Source organism: Pseudoalteromonas sp. SR43-3, assembly GCF_014163875.1.
Lineage (GTDB): Bacteria > Pseudomonadota > Gammaproteobacteria > Enterobacterales > Alteromonadaceae > Pseudoalteromonas > Pseudoalteromonas distincta.
The window spans coordinates 102443-117765 of sequence record NZ_JACJEC010000006.1 but is presented as its reverse complement, the minus strand read 5'-3'; the positions used below and the strand labels follow the sequence as shown (position 1 = coordinate 117765).

Below are 15323 nucleotides of genomic sequence, written 5' to 3'. Positions count from 1 at the left end.
TTTATTCCTTGTTAATTTGTTCGCCAATTGCAATTTTGGCTATGTCTATTTCGTCACTGCTTGCACGGCTGTCTTTTTCGCACAATTGGTACAGTTCTTTTATTGTGACTCCATCAAGCTTTACAACGTTCAATTCTCGCTGCAAAAAAGTAATAATTTTATGTACTACTTTGTGTGCATGTAAAATAATGGCTTTATCTGCTTTGTCGCCTCGTTCAAAATAAAAGCCAATAAACTTATGTAACTGACTTATTCTGATCAAGTTTTTCATTGAATGTGGGTCCCACACTCTAAACTCCATAAAGCGATTGTTTTTTATGTATTGATCAACAATAACATCTTTAGCATAAGGCTGTGCCCATAGCTCAAAGCCTCTGTCGGTAAATACTTGGTGCAGCGCAATACGTGGCTTATGTTTGGTATGTATTTCACCTAAGTTATCTTCATAGCCTTCTAATAAATCTAAGTTCCAATTGCGTTTATCTAAAAGTTGTTTAACTGCATTGTCGAACCCATGATCTAAAATTCCTTCTGATTCGCTTATTGATGAGGCAACAAGGTGATAAAAAGGAGGTAGTTCGCCCCAATTAATCTGCTTTTTAAACCAATTAATCTCTTTGAGTGTTGGATTACTTGGTAGTTGCGCTTTATTATGCGTGCCAGGCATTAACTTATCCTTACTGCTAGTTATGTTATAAGGATAAACTATTGCAGGAATTGTTTTAACAAAAAGTTACAACGGTTTGAGTATATAAATACGTAGACCGTAAATATGCGACTTATTATTCATTTACTATACGGATAAAGTAGTTATGGTAGAGCGCGATTTAAAAGAGTTTAAGTGTCCTCAGCAATTTGTGCAGTTCAAGCTTGCGCTTCGAAGTGCACAGTCATCAAAACAATGCATCACTTTTAGTCTTAATAAAGGTGAAAGTGCGAACGACATTGAACGTTTTTTGCAAAAAAATGCTTATAGTTACAATTTTGATAAACAACGTGGGTTGTTATTAGTGGAGCCATTACATGTTTGAATACGTAAAAACATGGTACGAAAGGAAGTTCTCTGATCCTCATTCGTCTACCTTATTATTTTTATTATTGGTATCAGTTGCCTTACTTTACTTTTTTGGCGCGTTAATTGTTCCTGTGCTTGTTGCACTGGTTATCGCTTATTTACTAGATTGGCCGGTTGTTCATTTAGAGCGTGTTGGCTTAAAACGTTTTACTGCAACAATTATTGTAATGTTGATATTTATTAGCATTATGCTCACTCTTATTTTAGTTATTGGCCCAGTGCTTTGGAAGCAAACCAGTAACTTAGTGCAAGAAACACCGCATATGCTAGAGCAGGGGAAGTCTTATTTAATGGCTTTACCTGAACAATACCCAAGTTTAATTAATATAGAACAAGTACAAGCTATTGTTGCAACCGTAGAAGCTAAAATTATTGAGTTTGGTCAAGCGGTGTTATCGTTTTCACTTACGTCTTTAAAAGATGTTGTTGCTTGGCTTATATATTTGGTACTTGTGCCGTTACTGGTGTTTTTTATGCTTAAAGATAAGCTGGAGCTGACAGGGAGTATAGCTAAACTGATCCCGCAGCAACGACGCTTGATTTTACAAGTGTGGAACGAAATGAACCAACAAATTATGAATTACATTCGCGGTAAAGTATTCGAAATTTTAATTGTTGGTGGTGTGTCTTTCATTGCATTTACTGTTTTAGATTTGCGCTATGCAGCTTTACTTGGTGTGCTTGTTGGCTTTTCGGTATTAATTCCATTTATTGGCGCGGCACTCGTCACTATTCCGGTAGCGGCAGTTGCACTGTTTCAGTTTGGATTAGAAACGCAGTTTTGGACCATTTTAATTATTTATGGAATTATTCAAGCGCTTGATGGCAATGTACTTGTACCGCTGTTGTTTTCTGAGGCAGTTGATTTAAATCCGGTATTTATAATTGTCGCGGTATTATTTTTTGGTGGTTTATGGGGGTTTTGGGGCGTATTTTTTGCCATCCCACTGGCCTCATTAGTAAAAGCGCTAATAACAGCTTGGTCGTCAACGCACGAAGAGATCAGCAAAGAGCTCAGTGAATAGTTAAGCAAACAGACTTTTAGTTTAAAAAAGCATAGTAAACGCACCTCTAGTGCTAATTGATTATTACTCATTACCTGTAAATTTATGTACTATTGGTAATAAGATATATTTTTTAGTAATAAGGTGCGTTTTTTAATGTCTGAGTTTTTATTGCACGATGAGCCAGTAAAACAAGTTTACCTTGATGCAAATGCAACGACCCCTGTGTTGCCTTGTATTGCTGATGTTGTTTCTCATACCATGCAAATATGTTTTGGTAATCCTTCAAGCCCGCACATCACAGGTATTCAAGCCAAGCATTTATTAGAACAAACACGTCAAAAGGCACGCACGGTTATTGGCGCAACTAATGGCGATATCCTATTTACCTCTGGTGCAACGGAGGGTATTCAAACTGCGGTGGTTTCTACATTAATTAATGCTAAAAAGCAGTCTATTAAAAACCCTGTATTATTATATGGCGCTACTGAGCATAAAGCGGTGCCAAATACACTCAAGCACTGGAATAGCGTACTTGACGTTAATGCTGAGGTGCTTGCTATTCCGGTTGATAGTAACGGTATTTTAGATTTAAATTTTATCGCAGAGCATATTAATAACGCTTTGATGATTTGCACCATGGCCGTTAATAACGAAACCGGTGTATATCAAGATTTACCCGCTATAGAGCAGGTAATTCGTAGCCGTAACAAAAATGTATCGTGGATGGTGGATTGCGTGCAGGCACTCGGTAAACAAGCGCTCGCACTGAGTAATACAACTATTGATTACGCTCCTTTTTCGGGGCATAAGCTTTACGCACCTAAAGGTATTGGCTTTTTATATATTCGTAGTGGCAGTGCGTACACACCTTTTATAGCGGGTGGCGGTCAAGAAAGTGGAATGCGCTCAGGCACCGAAAATCTACCCGGTATTGCAGGGTTAAATAAACTATTTAGTATGTTGCTTGATAAATCAGACGATACATTTAAACCAATTAGCATACTTAACTCTTATCGAAGCCAGTTACAAAGCGCGATAAAAGACACCTTTGGCGATATTACATTCAATCATGATTTTGCTTATAGCGTGCCTACCACACTTAACTTTGCGGTAAACGATTTAACGAGCAAAGAAGTGATTGATTTATTTGATGCTGCGGGCATTCGCGTAAGTGGTGGCTCGGCTTGTAGTACGGGCGCATCAACAAGTTTTGTTTTAGATGCAATGGGTGCAAGTAAGTGGCAAAGTGAAAATGCGATTAGGCTATCGTTTGGACCTGCGGCAACACAACACGATATTGATGATGCTTGTGTGCGGATTCGCGCTCTTAAAGCAATACTACAGGCTAACTGTTTAATTGTATCTGATAGCACTACACCACAACAAGAGGTGTGCGCACTTGGCCTTACTCAGTTTAGGCACCAAGGAGCATGTAGTTGGCTTTATGTAAGCGATGATAAGCGCGCAGTTATAATAGACCCGATTGTTGAGCTTATTCCGCGTTTTGAAAAAATAGCCAATACACAAAACTTAACTATATCAGCGGTGCTTAATACTCATCAGCATCAAGAGCGAGAGTCAGCGACTAATTTATTAACCAGCGTTCTTGCATCAAGAGTTGTAAAAGGTGAGGTTGATGCTTTAGGTTGGCCACTAAATGCAGAAAGTATTAGCTTAGCAAATGACGTACTTGAAAAAGTAGCGACACCTGGGCACAGCAAAGATAGCGTAAGTTATTTATTAAAAAATAGTAATGGCGAAACGCGTTATTGTTTTTGTGGTGATTTAATTTTGCCTGCAGGGCTTGGCAATACATCGCTTATAGGTGGGGATGCAAAAGCAATGGCACGCTCTATTTTAGCAATAAGCGAGCAACTTAATAGCACCAGCATTATTTGCTCAGGGCACGACTACCAACAATGTTTTGCCATGAACTGGGCTGTACAACAAAACCAAACGCCATTACTCAATGCGTTAGTAAGCGGCAGTATTTCAGTTGATGAATTTACAATACAAAAGCAGCAGTACGACGCTTCAAAGCAAGTAAATAACACGCAATTGTGTGGTTATGTAAATGCATTGCCTGAGATTGATACACAGCAATTAAATTTTGATGACGCTAAAGCAATGTTAAACACCAGCGATGTGTATTTAATAGATACTCGGGAGCCGTATGAACATGGAGCAAATAATGTTGCTCAGTTATTTAATACACTAGATGAAAAAACATTAAATATACCGCTTAGCAGAATGGCAAATGCGGTATTTGAAGGGCAGTTAAGTAAAAATAACAACTATATTTTATTATGCCGCAGTGGTAACCGCTCAAAGATTGCTGCGAGCAATTTAATGCAGCTAGGATACAAAACTGTTTATAACCTAAGTGGTGGGCTAGCGCTTAGTAATTAAGCAAAGATTTTAATTTATACAAAATCGGCTTTAGAGCCGATTTTTTGTTTTTAAGGTTTATTTGTTTGCAAGGCAAACAATTACAGTAATTAGTGAATAACTATGAAAAGTAATTAGCAGCGCTTATAAAAATTCATTAATATTTCATTTTGATTGATTAAGCTATGCCGTTGCCTTTAAAATTACAGGTAAATTAATTTATAAAATTTTTATGATACCGGTGTCAAAAGCTAAAAATTGCGTTATCATCTGCACATAAAATTATAAAAACAGCACTTTTTTTGCATTTTTAGTTATACTATTTGCGCTTTAATTTAGTGTGAATAAGTAGTATTAAGAGTTTTGCTTTTATAAAAAACATTTTTAAATCAATTGATTGAAAAAAATAGAGGATATTTCCATGTCTAACCGAACGCAACTAGCAAGTTGGCAAGCACTAGAACAAAGTGCAGCTAAGATGAAACAAACACATCTAAAAACGTTATTTGCACAAGATGACACGCGCTTTTCTCAGTTTTCTACTCAAGTTCCAGGCGTATTATTCGACTATTCTAAGCAACTTATTGATAACGATGTTTTTGCTAACTTAATGTCGCTTGCTAAAGAATGCGATATTGCATCGTGGCGCGATAAAATGTTTAGCGGTGAAAAAATAAATATCACTGAGGACCGCTCAGTTTTGCATACGGCACTTCGTAATCGTGCTCACACTCCATTAATTGTTGATGGCGAAAACGTGACACAAGCCGTAGACAAGGAATTAGCTAAAATTAAAGTGTTTGTAGAAAAAGTTCGTAGCGGTAAATGGTTAGGCTATACTGGCAAAGCGGTAAAAGATGTTGTAAGTATTGGTGTTGGTGGCTCTAATCTTGGTCCACAAATGGCAACTGAGGCATTAAAAGCACTCGCTGATGATACGTTAAATGTTCACTACGTATCTAATGCTGACGGTGTACAAATTTCGTCTATATTAAAAGCCATTGACCCTGAAACAACATTATTTGTTATTTCGTCAAAAACATTTACTACGTCAGAAACCATGACAAACGCAAAGACGGCGGTTGACTGGTTTTTACAAACAACAAAAGATGAAAGTACAATTGCAAAGCATTTTGTTGCAGTAAGTACAAATTTAGAAAAAACGGCAGCCTTTGGTATCAGCGACGAAAACGTATTCACTATGTGGGATTGGGTTGGTGGTCGCTTTTCACTTTGGAGTGCGATAGGCTTACCAATTGCTTTATATTTAGGCTACGACGCCTTTGAAGCAATTTTAGAAGGTGCGTTTGAAATAGACGAGCACTTTAAATCAGCGCCGTTTGAGCAAAATATACCATTAATTATGGCATTGCTTAGTGTATGGAATACGAGCTTTTTAGGTTATACAGCGCAAGCTATATTACCGTACGATCAAGCACTTCATATGTTGCCTGCGTATTTACAGCAAGGCGAAATGGAAAGTAACGGTAAACACGTTAACTTTGCAGGCGAAACGGTACCTTATACTACAGTTCCAATTATTTGGGGCATGACGGGTATTAATGGTCAGCATGCCTTTTATCAGTGTTTACACCAAGGTAATGTAATTGTACCTGCAGATTTTATTGCATCAGTTAAGCCACAAGTGAATGTTGATAAGCATCACGATATTTTATTATCGAACTTCTTTGCACAAACAGAAGCGATGATGAGTGGTGTAGATGCAGCGCAAGTTACAGCTGATTTAACCGCTAAGGGTAAATCGCAAGCAGAGATTGATGAGTTATTAAATCATAAAATTCATCAAGGCAATCGTCCTACAACGTCTATGCTATTAGATACAGTAGATGCTAAAACAGTGGGCCGTTTAATTGCACTGTATGAGCATAAGATATTTTGCCAAGGCATTATTTTAGAAATATGCTCGTTTGACCAATGGGGTGTAGAGCTGGGTAAAGGTTTAGCATCTAAAATTGAGAGTGAACTCACTGATGATAGCGTGAAACACGCTCATGATAGTTCTACAAACGGCTTAATGGCGTACTACAAACAAAACCGTACGCAGTAAAAAATTCGCTTACGCAAGTAAGTAAACCGAGTACCTTTGAACGGGTAGCGCTGGAGTGCTTAGGGTCTGTATTTTTGTGAGAGGAGATACAGGGCCCCTAAGGCTCATTTAATAAGCGCAATGATAAACAATAATAATAAATCATCGATACAGAACAATTCAGCAGGCTTTTATTTAAATACAGCTATAAAAGCCATCTAATCTAGCAATAAATAGGCATACCCGCGCATTTACAAAATGTACTGGGTATCACAACGTAGAGAGTAACTATGCTTAATCCTTTTGATATTATAATTTTTGGGGGCGGTGGTGATCTTGCGTTACGCAAATTGCTACCTGCAATGTACAGAGCATATCAAGAAGGTAACTTACCTGAAGGCTCACGTATCCTACCAACAGTGCGCGAAGAATCGAAACGTGCTGAATACATAGAAACAGCGCATAAAGCATTACAAGAATTTTTAAGCAAAGGTGAGTTTAACGCTAAAGATTGGAAAGCGTTTTCTACTTTTTTAGTGCCAGTGGTAAGTAATGTTACAGAAGCAGACGACAACTGGGATGTACTAAAAGGCATTTTAGATGAGCACGAAAGCACTAAGTCTCGCGTGTTTTACTTATCGCTTCCGCCTGCTGTTTACGGCACATGTTGTGAAATATTATCGACTAAAGGTTTAATTACCCCTACATCACGCGTTGTTGTTGAAAAGCCAATTGGTTATTGCGGTGATTCTGCTGAAGCAATTAATGGAAAAATTGCAGAGTTTTTTAATGAAGAACAAATTTTCCGTATTGACCATTACTTAGGTAAAGAAACAGTACAAAACTTAATGGCGCTGCGTTTTTCAAACTCATTGTTTGAAAATATGTGGGATGCTAAATCTATTGATAATATTCAAATTAGCTTATCAGAAACGGTTGGCCTTGAAAGCCGCGCTGGTTTTTATGATAAAGCCGGTGCACTTCGTGACATGGTTCAAAACCACTTATTACAACTACTTTGCTTAGTTGCAATGGAGTCGCCTAATAAGCTTAACGCTAACAGCATTCGTAACGAAAAACTAAAAGTATTAGAAGCACTTCGCCCGCTTGTAGATGGTGATGTTGATGAAAATATTGTTCGTGGTCAATACGTACCAGGTGACTTAAACGGTAAAATTGTACCGGGTTACTTAGAAGAGCTAAATGAAGGTTCTAGTAAAACAGAAACGTTTGTAGCTATTCGCGCGCATATTGATAACTGGCGCTGGGCAGGTGTTCCATTTTACCTTCGTACGGGTAAACGTATGGCTAAGCGCTGTGCAGAAATTGTGGTTGAATACAAAAAAGTATCTCACAATATCTACGAAGATAACGTGGGTAATATCGAGCCAAATCGTCTTGTTATTCGTTTGCAGCCAGAGGAAACAATTCAACTAACGCTTATGTCTAAGCGCCTTGATAATCTTCAAATGCAACTTGAGCCAGTAACAATGAATATTGAGCTTTCACAAGCTTACAGCAATGGTTTTCACTCAGATGCGTACAAGCGTTTAATGCTTGATGCCGCTGCTGATAACCCGTCGTTATTTATTCACCGTGATGAAGTTCGTCAAGCGTGGAAGTGGATTGATCCAATTATTGATAGATGGCAAGGCAAAGGCAAACCTGCGCTTTACCGTTCTGGTAGTTGGGGACCTGATGATGCTGATGAATTATTAGCAGAAAACAACCACGTATGGTTTAACACAGGCGATAAGGTATAAGCATGGCAACATTAGTTGAGAAGTTTTTTGATGATAAAGACGCGTTAACAGCTGAGCTTTCTGCAACGCTTGAGCAATCATTACGTGATGGCATTAAAAACGATGGCCGTGCTGTATTAATGGTGTCGGGCGGCTCGTCTCCTGCGCCCGCTTATAAGCATTTATCAACGCTTGATTTAGATTGGCAACACGTTGATGTTGCTATGGTTGATGAGCGTTGGGTAGACCCAAGCCATGAAAAAAGTAATGAAGCATTTATTAAAAGTACTTTATTACAAAATCATGGTAGTGCTGCCAACTTTATTACTATGAAGAACACTGCAGCAACGGCTCAACAGGGCGCACAAGAGTGTGAAGCGGCTTATAGCGAGCTAAAAAGCCCATATGATGTAACTATTTTAGGTATGGGCCCAGATGGCCATACAGCGTCGTTATTCCCAAATGCAGACGGTTTAGCGCATGGTTTAACAACTGAGCAAACAGTATGTGCAATTAATGCGATACAAAGTGATGTGACGGGTAGTATTACTGAGCGAATGACGCTTACGTTAAATGCCATTGCGCAATCTAAAGTGGTTAAGCTTTTAATTAGCGGTGAAGAAAAACTCGCTGTTTATAAGCAAGCAAAAGCGGACGGCGATGTTAATGACATGCCACTACGCGCTGTGCTTAATCACCCAAGTATCAATATTGAAGTATATTGGGCGCCTTAATTTAGATGCCAATTTAACTTTTAAAGGCCGCTTATATAAGCGGCCTTTTTTATTTGCTTAAATTTAAGCCTAAACACTGCAAAAAAATAGCTTTGAACTGTTAACCAATGTTAATGAATAACTTTGATTTGTATTAAAATCAACCACGAAGTGTGTTGTTTTTGAACAAAATTTATGAGTTTGAGCTGTATGTTTTTTAGCAACGCTCAGATTTAGTTAAATTTTATTTTTTCATGGTTGTTGTCATAAAAGTTTCCCTTCCTTTTTTAGCTCAAAAGCATTAGCCTAAAGGCATTAACAATGAAACATATAAATTAAAATAAACGGAGCAGTAACATGGCGGAGCAACAAGTACAGCCTTTACACAACGAAAAACATGCCAACACTAAAATTCAAAACGGCATCAATGTAGAATTCATGAAAACTCAACACCTAGTGCCAGTAGTTGCACATGAGTTTGCACGTGTAGCAAACGAGTTTCCAATGTCATTCGTTAAAAATAACGAAACCGGAACTTTTCAAGCAGTTGCTATGTTTGGCTTAGAGCCAGGCGAAAACCTTTTTGTAGAAGATGGTAAATGGACTGCAGCATTTGCACCTATGGCATCTACTCGTTACCCACTGGGTTTAGTTAAACACCCAGATCAAGATCAATACGGTATCGTAATTGACGAAGCAAGTGCGCTTGTTGGTGAAGACGAAGGTAACGCATTATTTGAAAACGGCGAAGAAACAGATTACCTAAAACGTCGTAAAGAAGCGCTAGTATCATTTATTGAGTTTTCTCAAGTAACTGAAGCGTTCACTAAATTCCTTGCTGATAAAGAGCTTCTAATTGCGCAAACGCTAACAGTAGACATTAAAGGCGAGAAAAAAGACATCAACGGTATTTACCTTATCGATGAGAAAAAACTAAACGAGTTAAGCGATGCTGATTTCTTAGAGCTTCGTAAACGTGGTTACTTAGCACCAATTTACTCGTTCTTAACGTCTACTCACCAAGTAGCACGTTTAGCGCGTTTAAAAGCTAAACAAGCTTAATTACAAACACGTAAAATTTTAAAAAGCGCCTTAAGGCGCTTTTTTTATGCCATTAAACTCACTTTAGTTGAAATTAAGTCCGTAACCATTCACATTAGTTTATAACTTCCCCATAAAAGAACTCATTATGAAAACACCATTATTAGCCATTTTTGCGAGCAGCCTTGTTGCTTTAAGCAATAGTGCATTAGCTGCAGAGACTCCTTTTGCCATTGCGATTCATGGTGGGGCAGGGACAATTGAAAAAGCACGATTTACACCCGCTCAAGAAAAAGAGTATCGGGCAAAATTAACGCAAGCAGTAGAGACAGGTTATGAAGTATTACACCAAGGCGGCGAAAGCTTAGATGCGGTGATTGCAGCAATTGCAGTATTAGAGCAATCCCCTTATTTTAATGCAGGGCGTGGAGCGGTATACACCTACGATGGCGGGCATGAGCTTGATGCATCCATAATGGATGGTCGAAACCGTGAAGCAGGCGCAGTTGCGGGTGTAAAGCATATTGAGAGCCCAATTAACTTAGCGCGTTTGGTAATGGATAACTCTGTACACGTAATGCTTAGTGGGCAAGGCGCTGAAGAGTTTGCTAAAGAGCAAGGTGTTGAGCTTGTCGAAAATAACTTATTTGATACCGAGCCTCGCTACAAAGCGCTTTTAAAAGCAAAACAAAAATTAGATAAAGCCAAAGCAACCAGTAAAGAGTACCAAGCCGCGCACAAAGCATTACCTAACTCTTACAAAATGGGCACGGTTGGCGCAGTGGCGCTTGATAAAAATGGTAATTTAGCGGCAGGTACATCAACAGGTGGTATGACCGCAAAACGTTATGGTCGTGTGGGGGATGCGCCGGTAATTGGGGCCGGAACATTTGCTGAAAATGAATCGTGCGCGGTATCGGCAACAGGGCATGGTGAATACTTTATTCGCTATAACGTAGCAAGCGATATATGTGCGCGAGTTAAGTACCAAGGTAAAACCATTGCTGAGGCAGGGGATGAAGTTATAAACGGTGTGCTTAAGCCTATTGGTGGCACTGGCGGCGTAATTATTATTGATACAAAGGGTAATATTAGCTTACCGTTTAATACCTCTGGCATGTATCGGGCAAGTAAATCGAATACGCAAGCGACCTACGTGGGCATTTTTAGTGACGAATAAGTCAACGTCATTTAATTTATTCAATGTAGTTAGCCCTGAAAATAATTGTTTAAAATAAATTTATTATTCACAGTTTAGTTCAATAGCAGCGTTTATATAACAAACAACCCCGCGTTATGCATTTTGTAGGATTAACCCCAGCCGTTTAATTTGATACAATTACGGCTCTTTAACTAATTTTATAAGGTATGCGGGTGGTAAACCTAGGTCAGTTGTTTGGCGAGCTAAAAACGTGCTTAAAAAAAGATCAATTCATTTTCAAAAAACGCTTACATGGCGTAAAAAAAATAACGGATGAAAACAAGCATGCCAACGCGCTTGAAAAAATAGCGGCTGATATAACCCGTAGCCAAGAATTACGCGATAAACGCTTAGCTGGCCTCCCTAAAGTGACTTACCCTGAGCAATTGCCGGTAAGTCAAAAAAAGGAATTAATTAAAGACGCCATTGCAAATAACCAAGTGGTTATTATTGCCGGTGAGACGGGCTCAGGCAAAACAACGCAAATACCTAAAATGTGTTTAGAGCTTGGTCGCGGTGTTGATGGTTTAATTGGTCATACGCAACCACGTCGATTAGCAGCGCGTACTGTGGCTAATCGTATTGCTGAAGAAATGAAGTGTGAACTTGGCCAGCAAGTTGGCTTTAAAATTCGTTTTAGCGATCAGGTATCTAATAATACGTATATTAAATTAATGACCGACGGTATTTTGCTGGCTGAAATTCAGCAAGACCGTTTTTTAAATCAATACGACACGATTATTATTGATGAAGCGCATGAGCGTAGTTTAAATATTGATTTTATTTTAGGTTACTTAAAAAACCTACTTCCAAAACGTCCCGATTTAAAAATAATAATTACGTCTGCAACTATCGATCCTGAGCGTTTTTCAAAGCACTTTGATGATGCGCCCATTATAGAAGTATCGGGTCGTACTTTCCCTGTTGATGTGCGATACAACCCTATTACTGATATTAATAAAGATGATATGGAAGCGGAAGGCGATCAGCTACAAGGTATTTTTGATGCCGTTGATGAGCTGTGTGCTGAAGGCCCTGGCGATATTCTCATATTTTTAAATGGTGAGCGTGAAATACGCGATACCGCAGATGCACTTAGCAAGCGTAATTTAAAACACACCGATGTATTGCCACTTTACTCGCGTTTATCCAACGCAGAGCAAAACCGTATATTTGCGCCGCATTCTCGTCGTCATATTATTTTATCGACTAACGTAGCCGAAACGTCACTCACCGTGCCAGGTATTCGTTATGTAATAGACCCAGGTACTGCGCGTATAAGTCGCTACAGCTACCGTACAAAAGTACAGCGCTTACCAATAGAGCCTATATCACAAGCAAGTGCTAATCAGCGTATGGGTCGTTGTGGACGTGTTGAAGCGGGTATTTGTATTAGGTTGTACTCTGAGGATGATTTTTTATCACGTCCAGAGTTTACCGACCCTGAAATACTGCGTACTAACCTTGCGTCTGTTATTTTACAAATGTTGGCGCTAGGGCTTGGTGATATGGCGCAATTTCCGTTTGTACAAGCGCCAGATAGCCGCAATATTAATGATGGCCTAACATTGCTTGAAGAGCTACAAGCGGTAAAACCAGCTAAACGCGATAGTAAAACCAGCCTAACGCAATCGGGCAGGGAGCTTAGTCGATTACCCGTTGACCCACGTTTAGCAAAAATGGTGCTAACAGCCCATAAACTTGGCGCATTGCGTGAAGTGATTATCATTGTAGCGGCGTTGTCTATTCAAGACCCACGTGAACGCCCACAAGAAAAACGTGCTGCTGCCAATGAAAAGCACGGTCGTTTTGATGATCCAGATTCTGATTTTATCGCTTTTTTAAACTTATGGAATTACTTAGAAGAGCAGCAAAGCGAGCTTACTAATAGCCAATTTAGAAAGCTGTGTCAAAAAGACTTCTTAGCCTATATGCGCCTGCGTGAATGGCAAGATATTGTTTATCAAATAAGTACTGTATGTAACGAAATGGGCATGAAAGCAACCAGCCAAGCGGCTGATGGCGAACTTGTTCACAAAGCGTTATTAAGCGGAATGCTAAGCCATATTGGCTTTAAAGATGAAAAACAAATATACAAAGGGGCACGTAATAGTCAGTTTCATATTTTTCCAGGTTCAGGTTTATTTAAAAAGAGCCCCAAATGGATCATGTCGGCGGAGTTGGTAGAGACAAGTAAGTTATATGCCCGCACAAATGCAAAAATAGACATTAACTGGGTAGAGCCATTAGCACAGCACTTAGTAAAACGTAGTTACACTGAACCACATTGGGAGAAAAAACCAGGTGCGGTAATCGCGTTTGAGCAGCAAACTTTATATGGCTTACTTATTGTAAATAAACGCCGCTGTGTTTATAGCAACATAGACCCTAAAGTGAGTCGAGAGCTTTTTGTGCGCACTGCATTAGTTGAGCAAGAACTGGGCTTAAACGAGGGCTTTTTAGCGTTTAACCGTGAGCTAATAGAAGATATTCAAGTTCTGGAAAATAAGTCACGTCGTCGTGATATTTTAGTTGATGAGCAAACGTTATTTGAGTTTTACGATAAAAAAATACCCAAAGAAATTAATAACCGCGCTGCATTTTTAAAATGGTATAAAACACAAAAACAACAAAATAAGCATTACCTACACATGACTCGTGAAGAGCTAATGCAGCATGGTGCAAGTAATATCACTGAGTTTGACTACCCTGACACATGGCAGCAAGACAATATTATATTGCCGCTTGCTTATCATTTCGATCCAGGCCAAGCAGTTGATGGCGTTGCGGTACAAATACCGGTCGCGCTGTTGAATCAAGTGCAAGAAAGTGGTTTTGACTGGCACATACCAGCATTTAGGCATGAGCTAATAAGTGGGCTTATAAAGTCATTGCCTAAATCGCTTCGTCGTAATTTTGTGCCAGCACCAAACTATGCTGATGCAGTGCTGGCAGCTATTGAGCCAATGCAAGGGAGCTTAATTGATGCATTAATGACGCGTTTATTGAGAATGACAGGTGTAAAAGTTGATCCAGAGGCATGGGATTTAACCGCGCTTGCACCGCATTTAAGATTGCAGTTTGAAGTACGTGATGAACACGATAAGTTACTTGCACGAGGGCTTGATTTAGCCAAGCTCAAAGCAGAGCTGCAAGGTGAAGTAACCGAAACACTGTCTAAAGTAGCCGATAAAGGCATTGAAAAGTCAGACCTAACACAATGGGATTTTGGTGAGTTACCCGCTTCATACGTTAAAAAGCAAGGTCAATATGAGATAAAAGCATACCCTGCGCTGGTGGATAAAAAATCAGCCGCTGCAGTGGAGCTTTTTGATAGCGAAGCAAAAGCGCAGCAAGCACATCAACAAGGTTTGCGCCGTTTAGTACTATTAAATGTGCCATCGCCAATTAAGTACTTACAACAAAACTTACCGAATAAGGCAAAGCTGGGTTTGTACTTTAACCCATTTGGTAAAATAGCTGATTTAATTGATGACTGTATTGCCGCAGGTGTTGATAGCTTATTAGTAAAACACGGTGATATACGCGACGAAAAAGCATTTGAAACAGTAAAAGAGCAAATACGCGGTGAGCTGGGCGATGCCGTTGTATCGATTGCAACGCAAGTTGAGCAAGTATTAAGTATTGCTCATGCCCTGCATAAAAAAATGAAAGGGCGCGTTGATTTAACCATGATAACTGCGCACGGCGATATTAAGTCACAGCTTGAGTCACTTATATTTAAAGGTTTTGTGAGCGCGCATGGCGCAGATAAAATAGCGGATTTAATTCGTTATTTAAAAGCGATTCAAAAACGTTTAGAAAAGCTGCCTGTGGATCCAAATCGTGATAGGTTATGCGTACTAGAGCTAGATAAAGTTGCGCAAGAGTATAAAAAAGTAGTTAATAAAACGCCTAAAGGGTTACCTATACCACAAGAGGTAACCGCTATTTTCTGGATGCAACAGGAGCTTAGAGTGTCGCTATTTGCTCAAACACTAGGAACGCCTTACCCAATTTCAGCCAAGCGGGTACTTAATGCGATAAAAGAGATAGAATAAAACTTGCATTTTCTATTAAGCTTAGTACCTTAATAGAAGGATTTATTT

The 15323-nt window shown here is 39.2% G+C and carries 10 protein-coding genes; 9 read left to right on the top strand and 1 reads right to left on the bottom strand.

Annotated features, from left to right (window positions below; translation table 11 throughout):
- Position 1 precedes the first annotated feature (1 nt).
- Positions 2-667, bottom strand: a complete 666-nt coding sequence (locus H5088_RS09850; RefSeq protein WP_024597628.1) for a hypothetical protein — start codon at positions 665-667, stop codon at positions 2-4.
- Positions 668-812: 145 nt separating this feature from the next.
- On the opposite strand from H5088_RS09850, the gene H5088_RS20320 reads away from it, so the two are divergent.
- The 9 genes from H5088_RS20320 (at position 813) to hrpA (ending at position 15275) form a co-directional block, all read left to right on the top strand.
- The gene (locus H5088_RS20320) at positions 813-1031 is read left to right on the top strand and encodes a hypothetical protein (RefSeq protein WP_024597627.1); all 219 of its coding nucleotides are present in this window, start codon (positions 813-815) and stop codon (positions 1029-1031) included.
- Positions 1024-2100, top strand: coding sequence for an AI-2E family transporter (locus tag H5088_RS09845; protein WP_024606584.1), 1077 nt, complete (start codon positions 1024-1026; stop codon positions 2098-2100). The genes H5088_RS20320 and H5088_RS09845 overlap by 8 nt, the downstream gene beginning before the upstream one ends.
- Positions 2101-2235: 135 nt before the next feature.
- On the top strand, positions 2236-4491 hold the full coding sequence (locus H5088_RS09840) for an aminotransferase class V-fold PLP-dependent enzyme (RefSeq protein WP_182752777.1): 2256 nt from the start codon (positions 2236-2238) through the stop codon (positions 4489-4491).
- Between the two features lie 400 nt (positions 4492-4891).
- Entirely contained in the window at positions 4892-6538 is a 1647-nt protein-coding gene (gene pgi / locus H5088_RS09835) for a glucose-6-phosphate isomerase (RefSeq protein ID WP_182752776.1), read from the top strand.
- A 269-nt stretch (positions 6539-6807) separates the two neighbouring features.
- A complete protein-coding gene (zwf, locus tag H5088_RS09830) occupies positions 6808-8280 on the top strand; it encodes a glucose-6-phosphate dehydrogenase (protein WP_182712184.1) in 1473 nt (490 codons plus the stop codon).
- Between the two features lie 2 nt (positions 8281-8282).
- Complete coding sequence (gene pgl / locus H5088_RS09825) at positions 8283-8993, top strand: 6-phosphogluconolactonase (protein ID WP_182752775.1); 711 nt, start codon at positions 8283-8285, stop codon at positions 8991-8993.
- A gap of 336 nt (positions 8994-9329) precedes the next feature.
- Positions 9330-10034 carry a SapC family protein gene (locus H5088_RS09820; protein ID WP_024597622.1) on the top strand — a complete coding sequence of 235 codons (705 nt, stop codon included), beginning with the start codon at positions 9330-9332 and terminating at the stop codon, positions 10032-10034.
- Between the two features lie 127 nt (positions 10035-10161).
- Entirely contained in the window at positions 10162-11193 is a 1032-nt protein-coding gene (locus tag H5088_RS09815) for an isoaspartyl peptidase/L-asparaginase family protein (RefSeq protein WP_182682125.1), read from the top strand.
- A 194-nt stretch (positions 11194-11387) separates the two neighbouring features.
- Positions 11388-15275, top strand: a complete 3888-nt coding sequence (hrpA, locus tag H5088_RS09810) for an ATP-dependent RNA helicase HrpA (RefSeq protein WP_182752774.1) — start codon at positions 11388-11390, stop codon at positions 15273-15275.
- Positions 15276-15323 lie beyond the last annotated feature (48 nt).

Bases quoted from the DNA above. Each gene is read 5' to 3' on its own strand.
- H5088_RS09850 (WP_024597628.1), bottom strand. From the start codon at position 667: ATGCCTGGCACGCATAATAAAGCGCAACTACCAAGTAATCCAACACTC.
- H5088_RS20320 (WP_024597627.1), top strand. From the start codon at position 813: ATGGTAGAGCGCGATTTAAAAGAGTTTAAGTGTCCTCAGCAATTTGTG.
- H5088_RS09845 (WP_024606584.1), top strand. From the start codon at position 1,024: ATGTTTGAATACGTAAAAACATGGTACGAAAGGAAGTTCTCTGATCCT.
- H5088_RS09840 (WP_182752777.1), top strand. From the start codon at position 2,236: ATGTCTGAGTTTTTATTGCACGATGAGCCAGTAAAACAAGTTTACCTT.
- pgi (WP_182752776.1), top strand. From the start codon at position 4,892: ATGTCTAACCGAACGCAACTAGCAAGTTGGCAAGCACTAGAACAAAGT.
- zwf (WP_182712184.1), top strand. From the start codon at position 6,808: ATGCTTAATCCTTTTGATATTATAATTTTTGGGGGCGGTGGTGATCTT.
- pgl (WP_182752775.1), top strand. From the start codon at position 8,283: ATGGCAACATTAGTTGAGAAGTTTTTTGATGATAAAGACGCGTTAACA.
- H5088_RS09820 (WP_024597622.1), top strand. From the start codon at position 9,330: ATGGCGGAGCAACAAGTACAGCCTTTACACAACGAAAAACATGCCAAC.
- H5088_RS09815 (WP_182682125.1), top strand. From the start codon at position 10,162: ATGAAAACACCATTATTAGCCATTTTTGCGAGCAGCCTTGTTGCTTTA.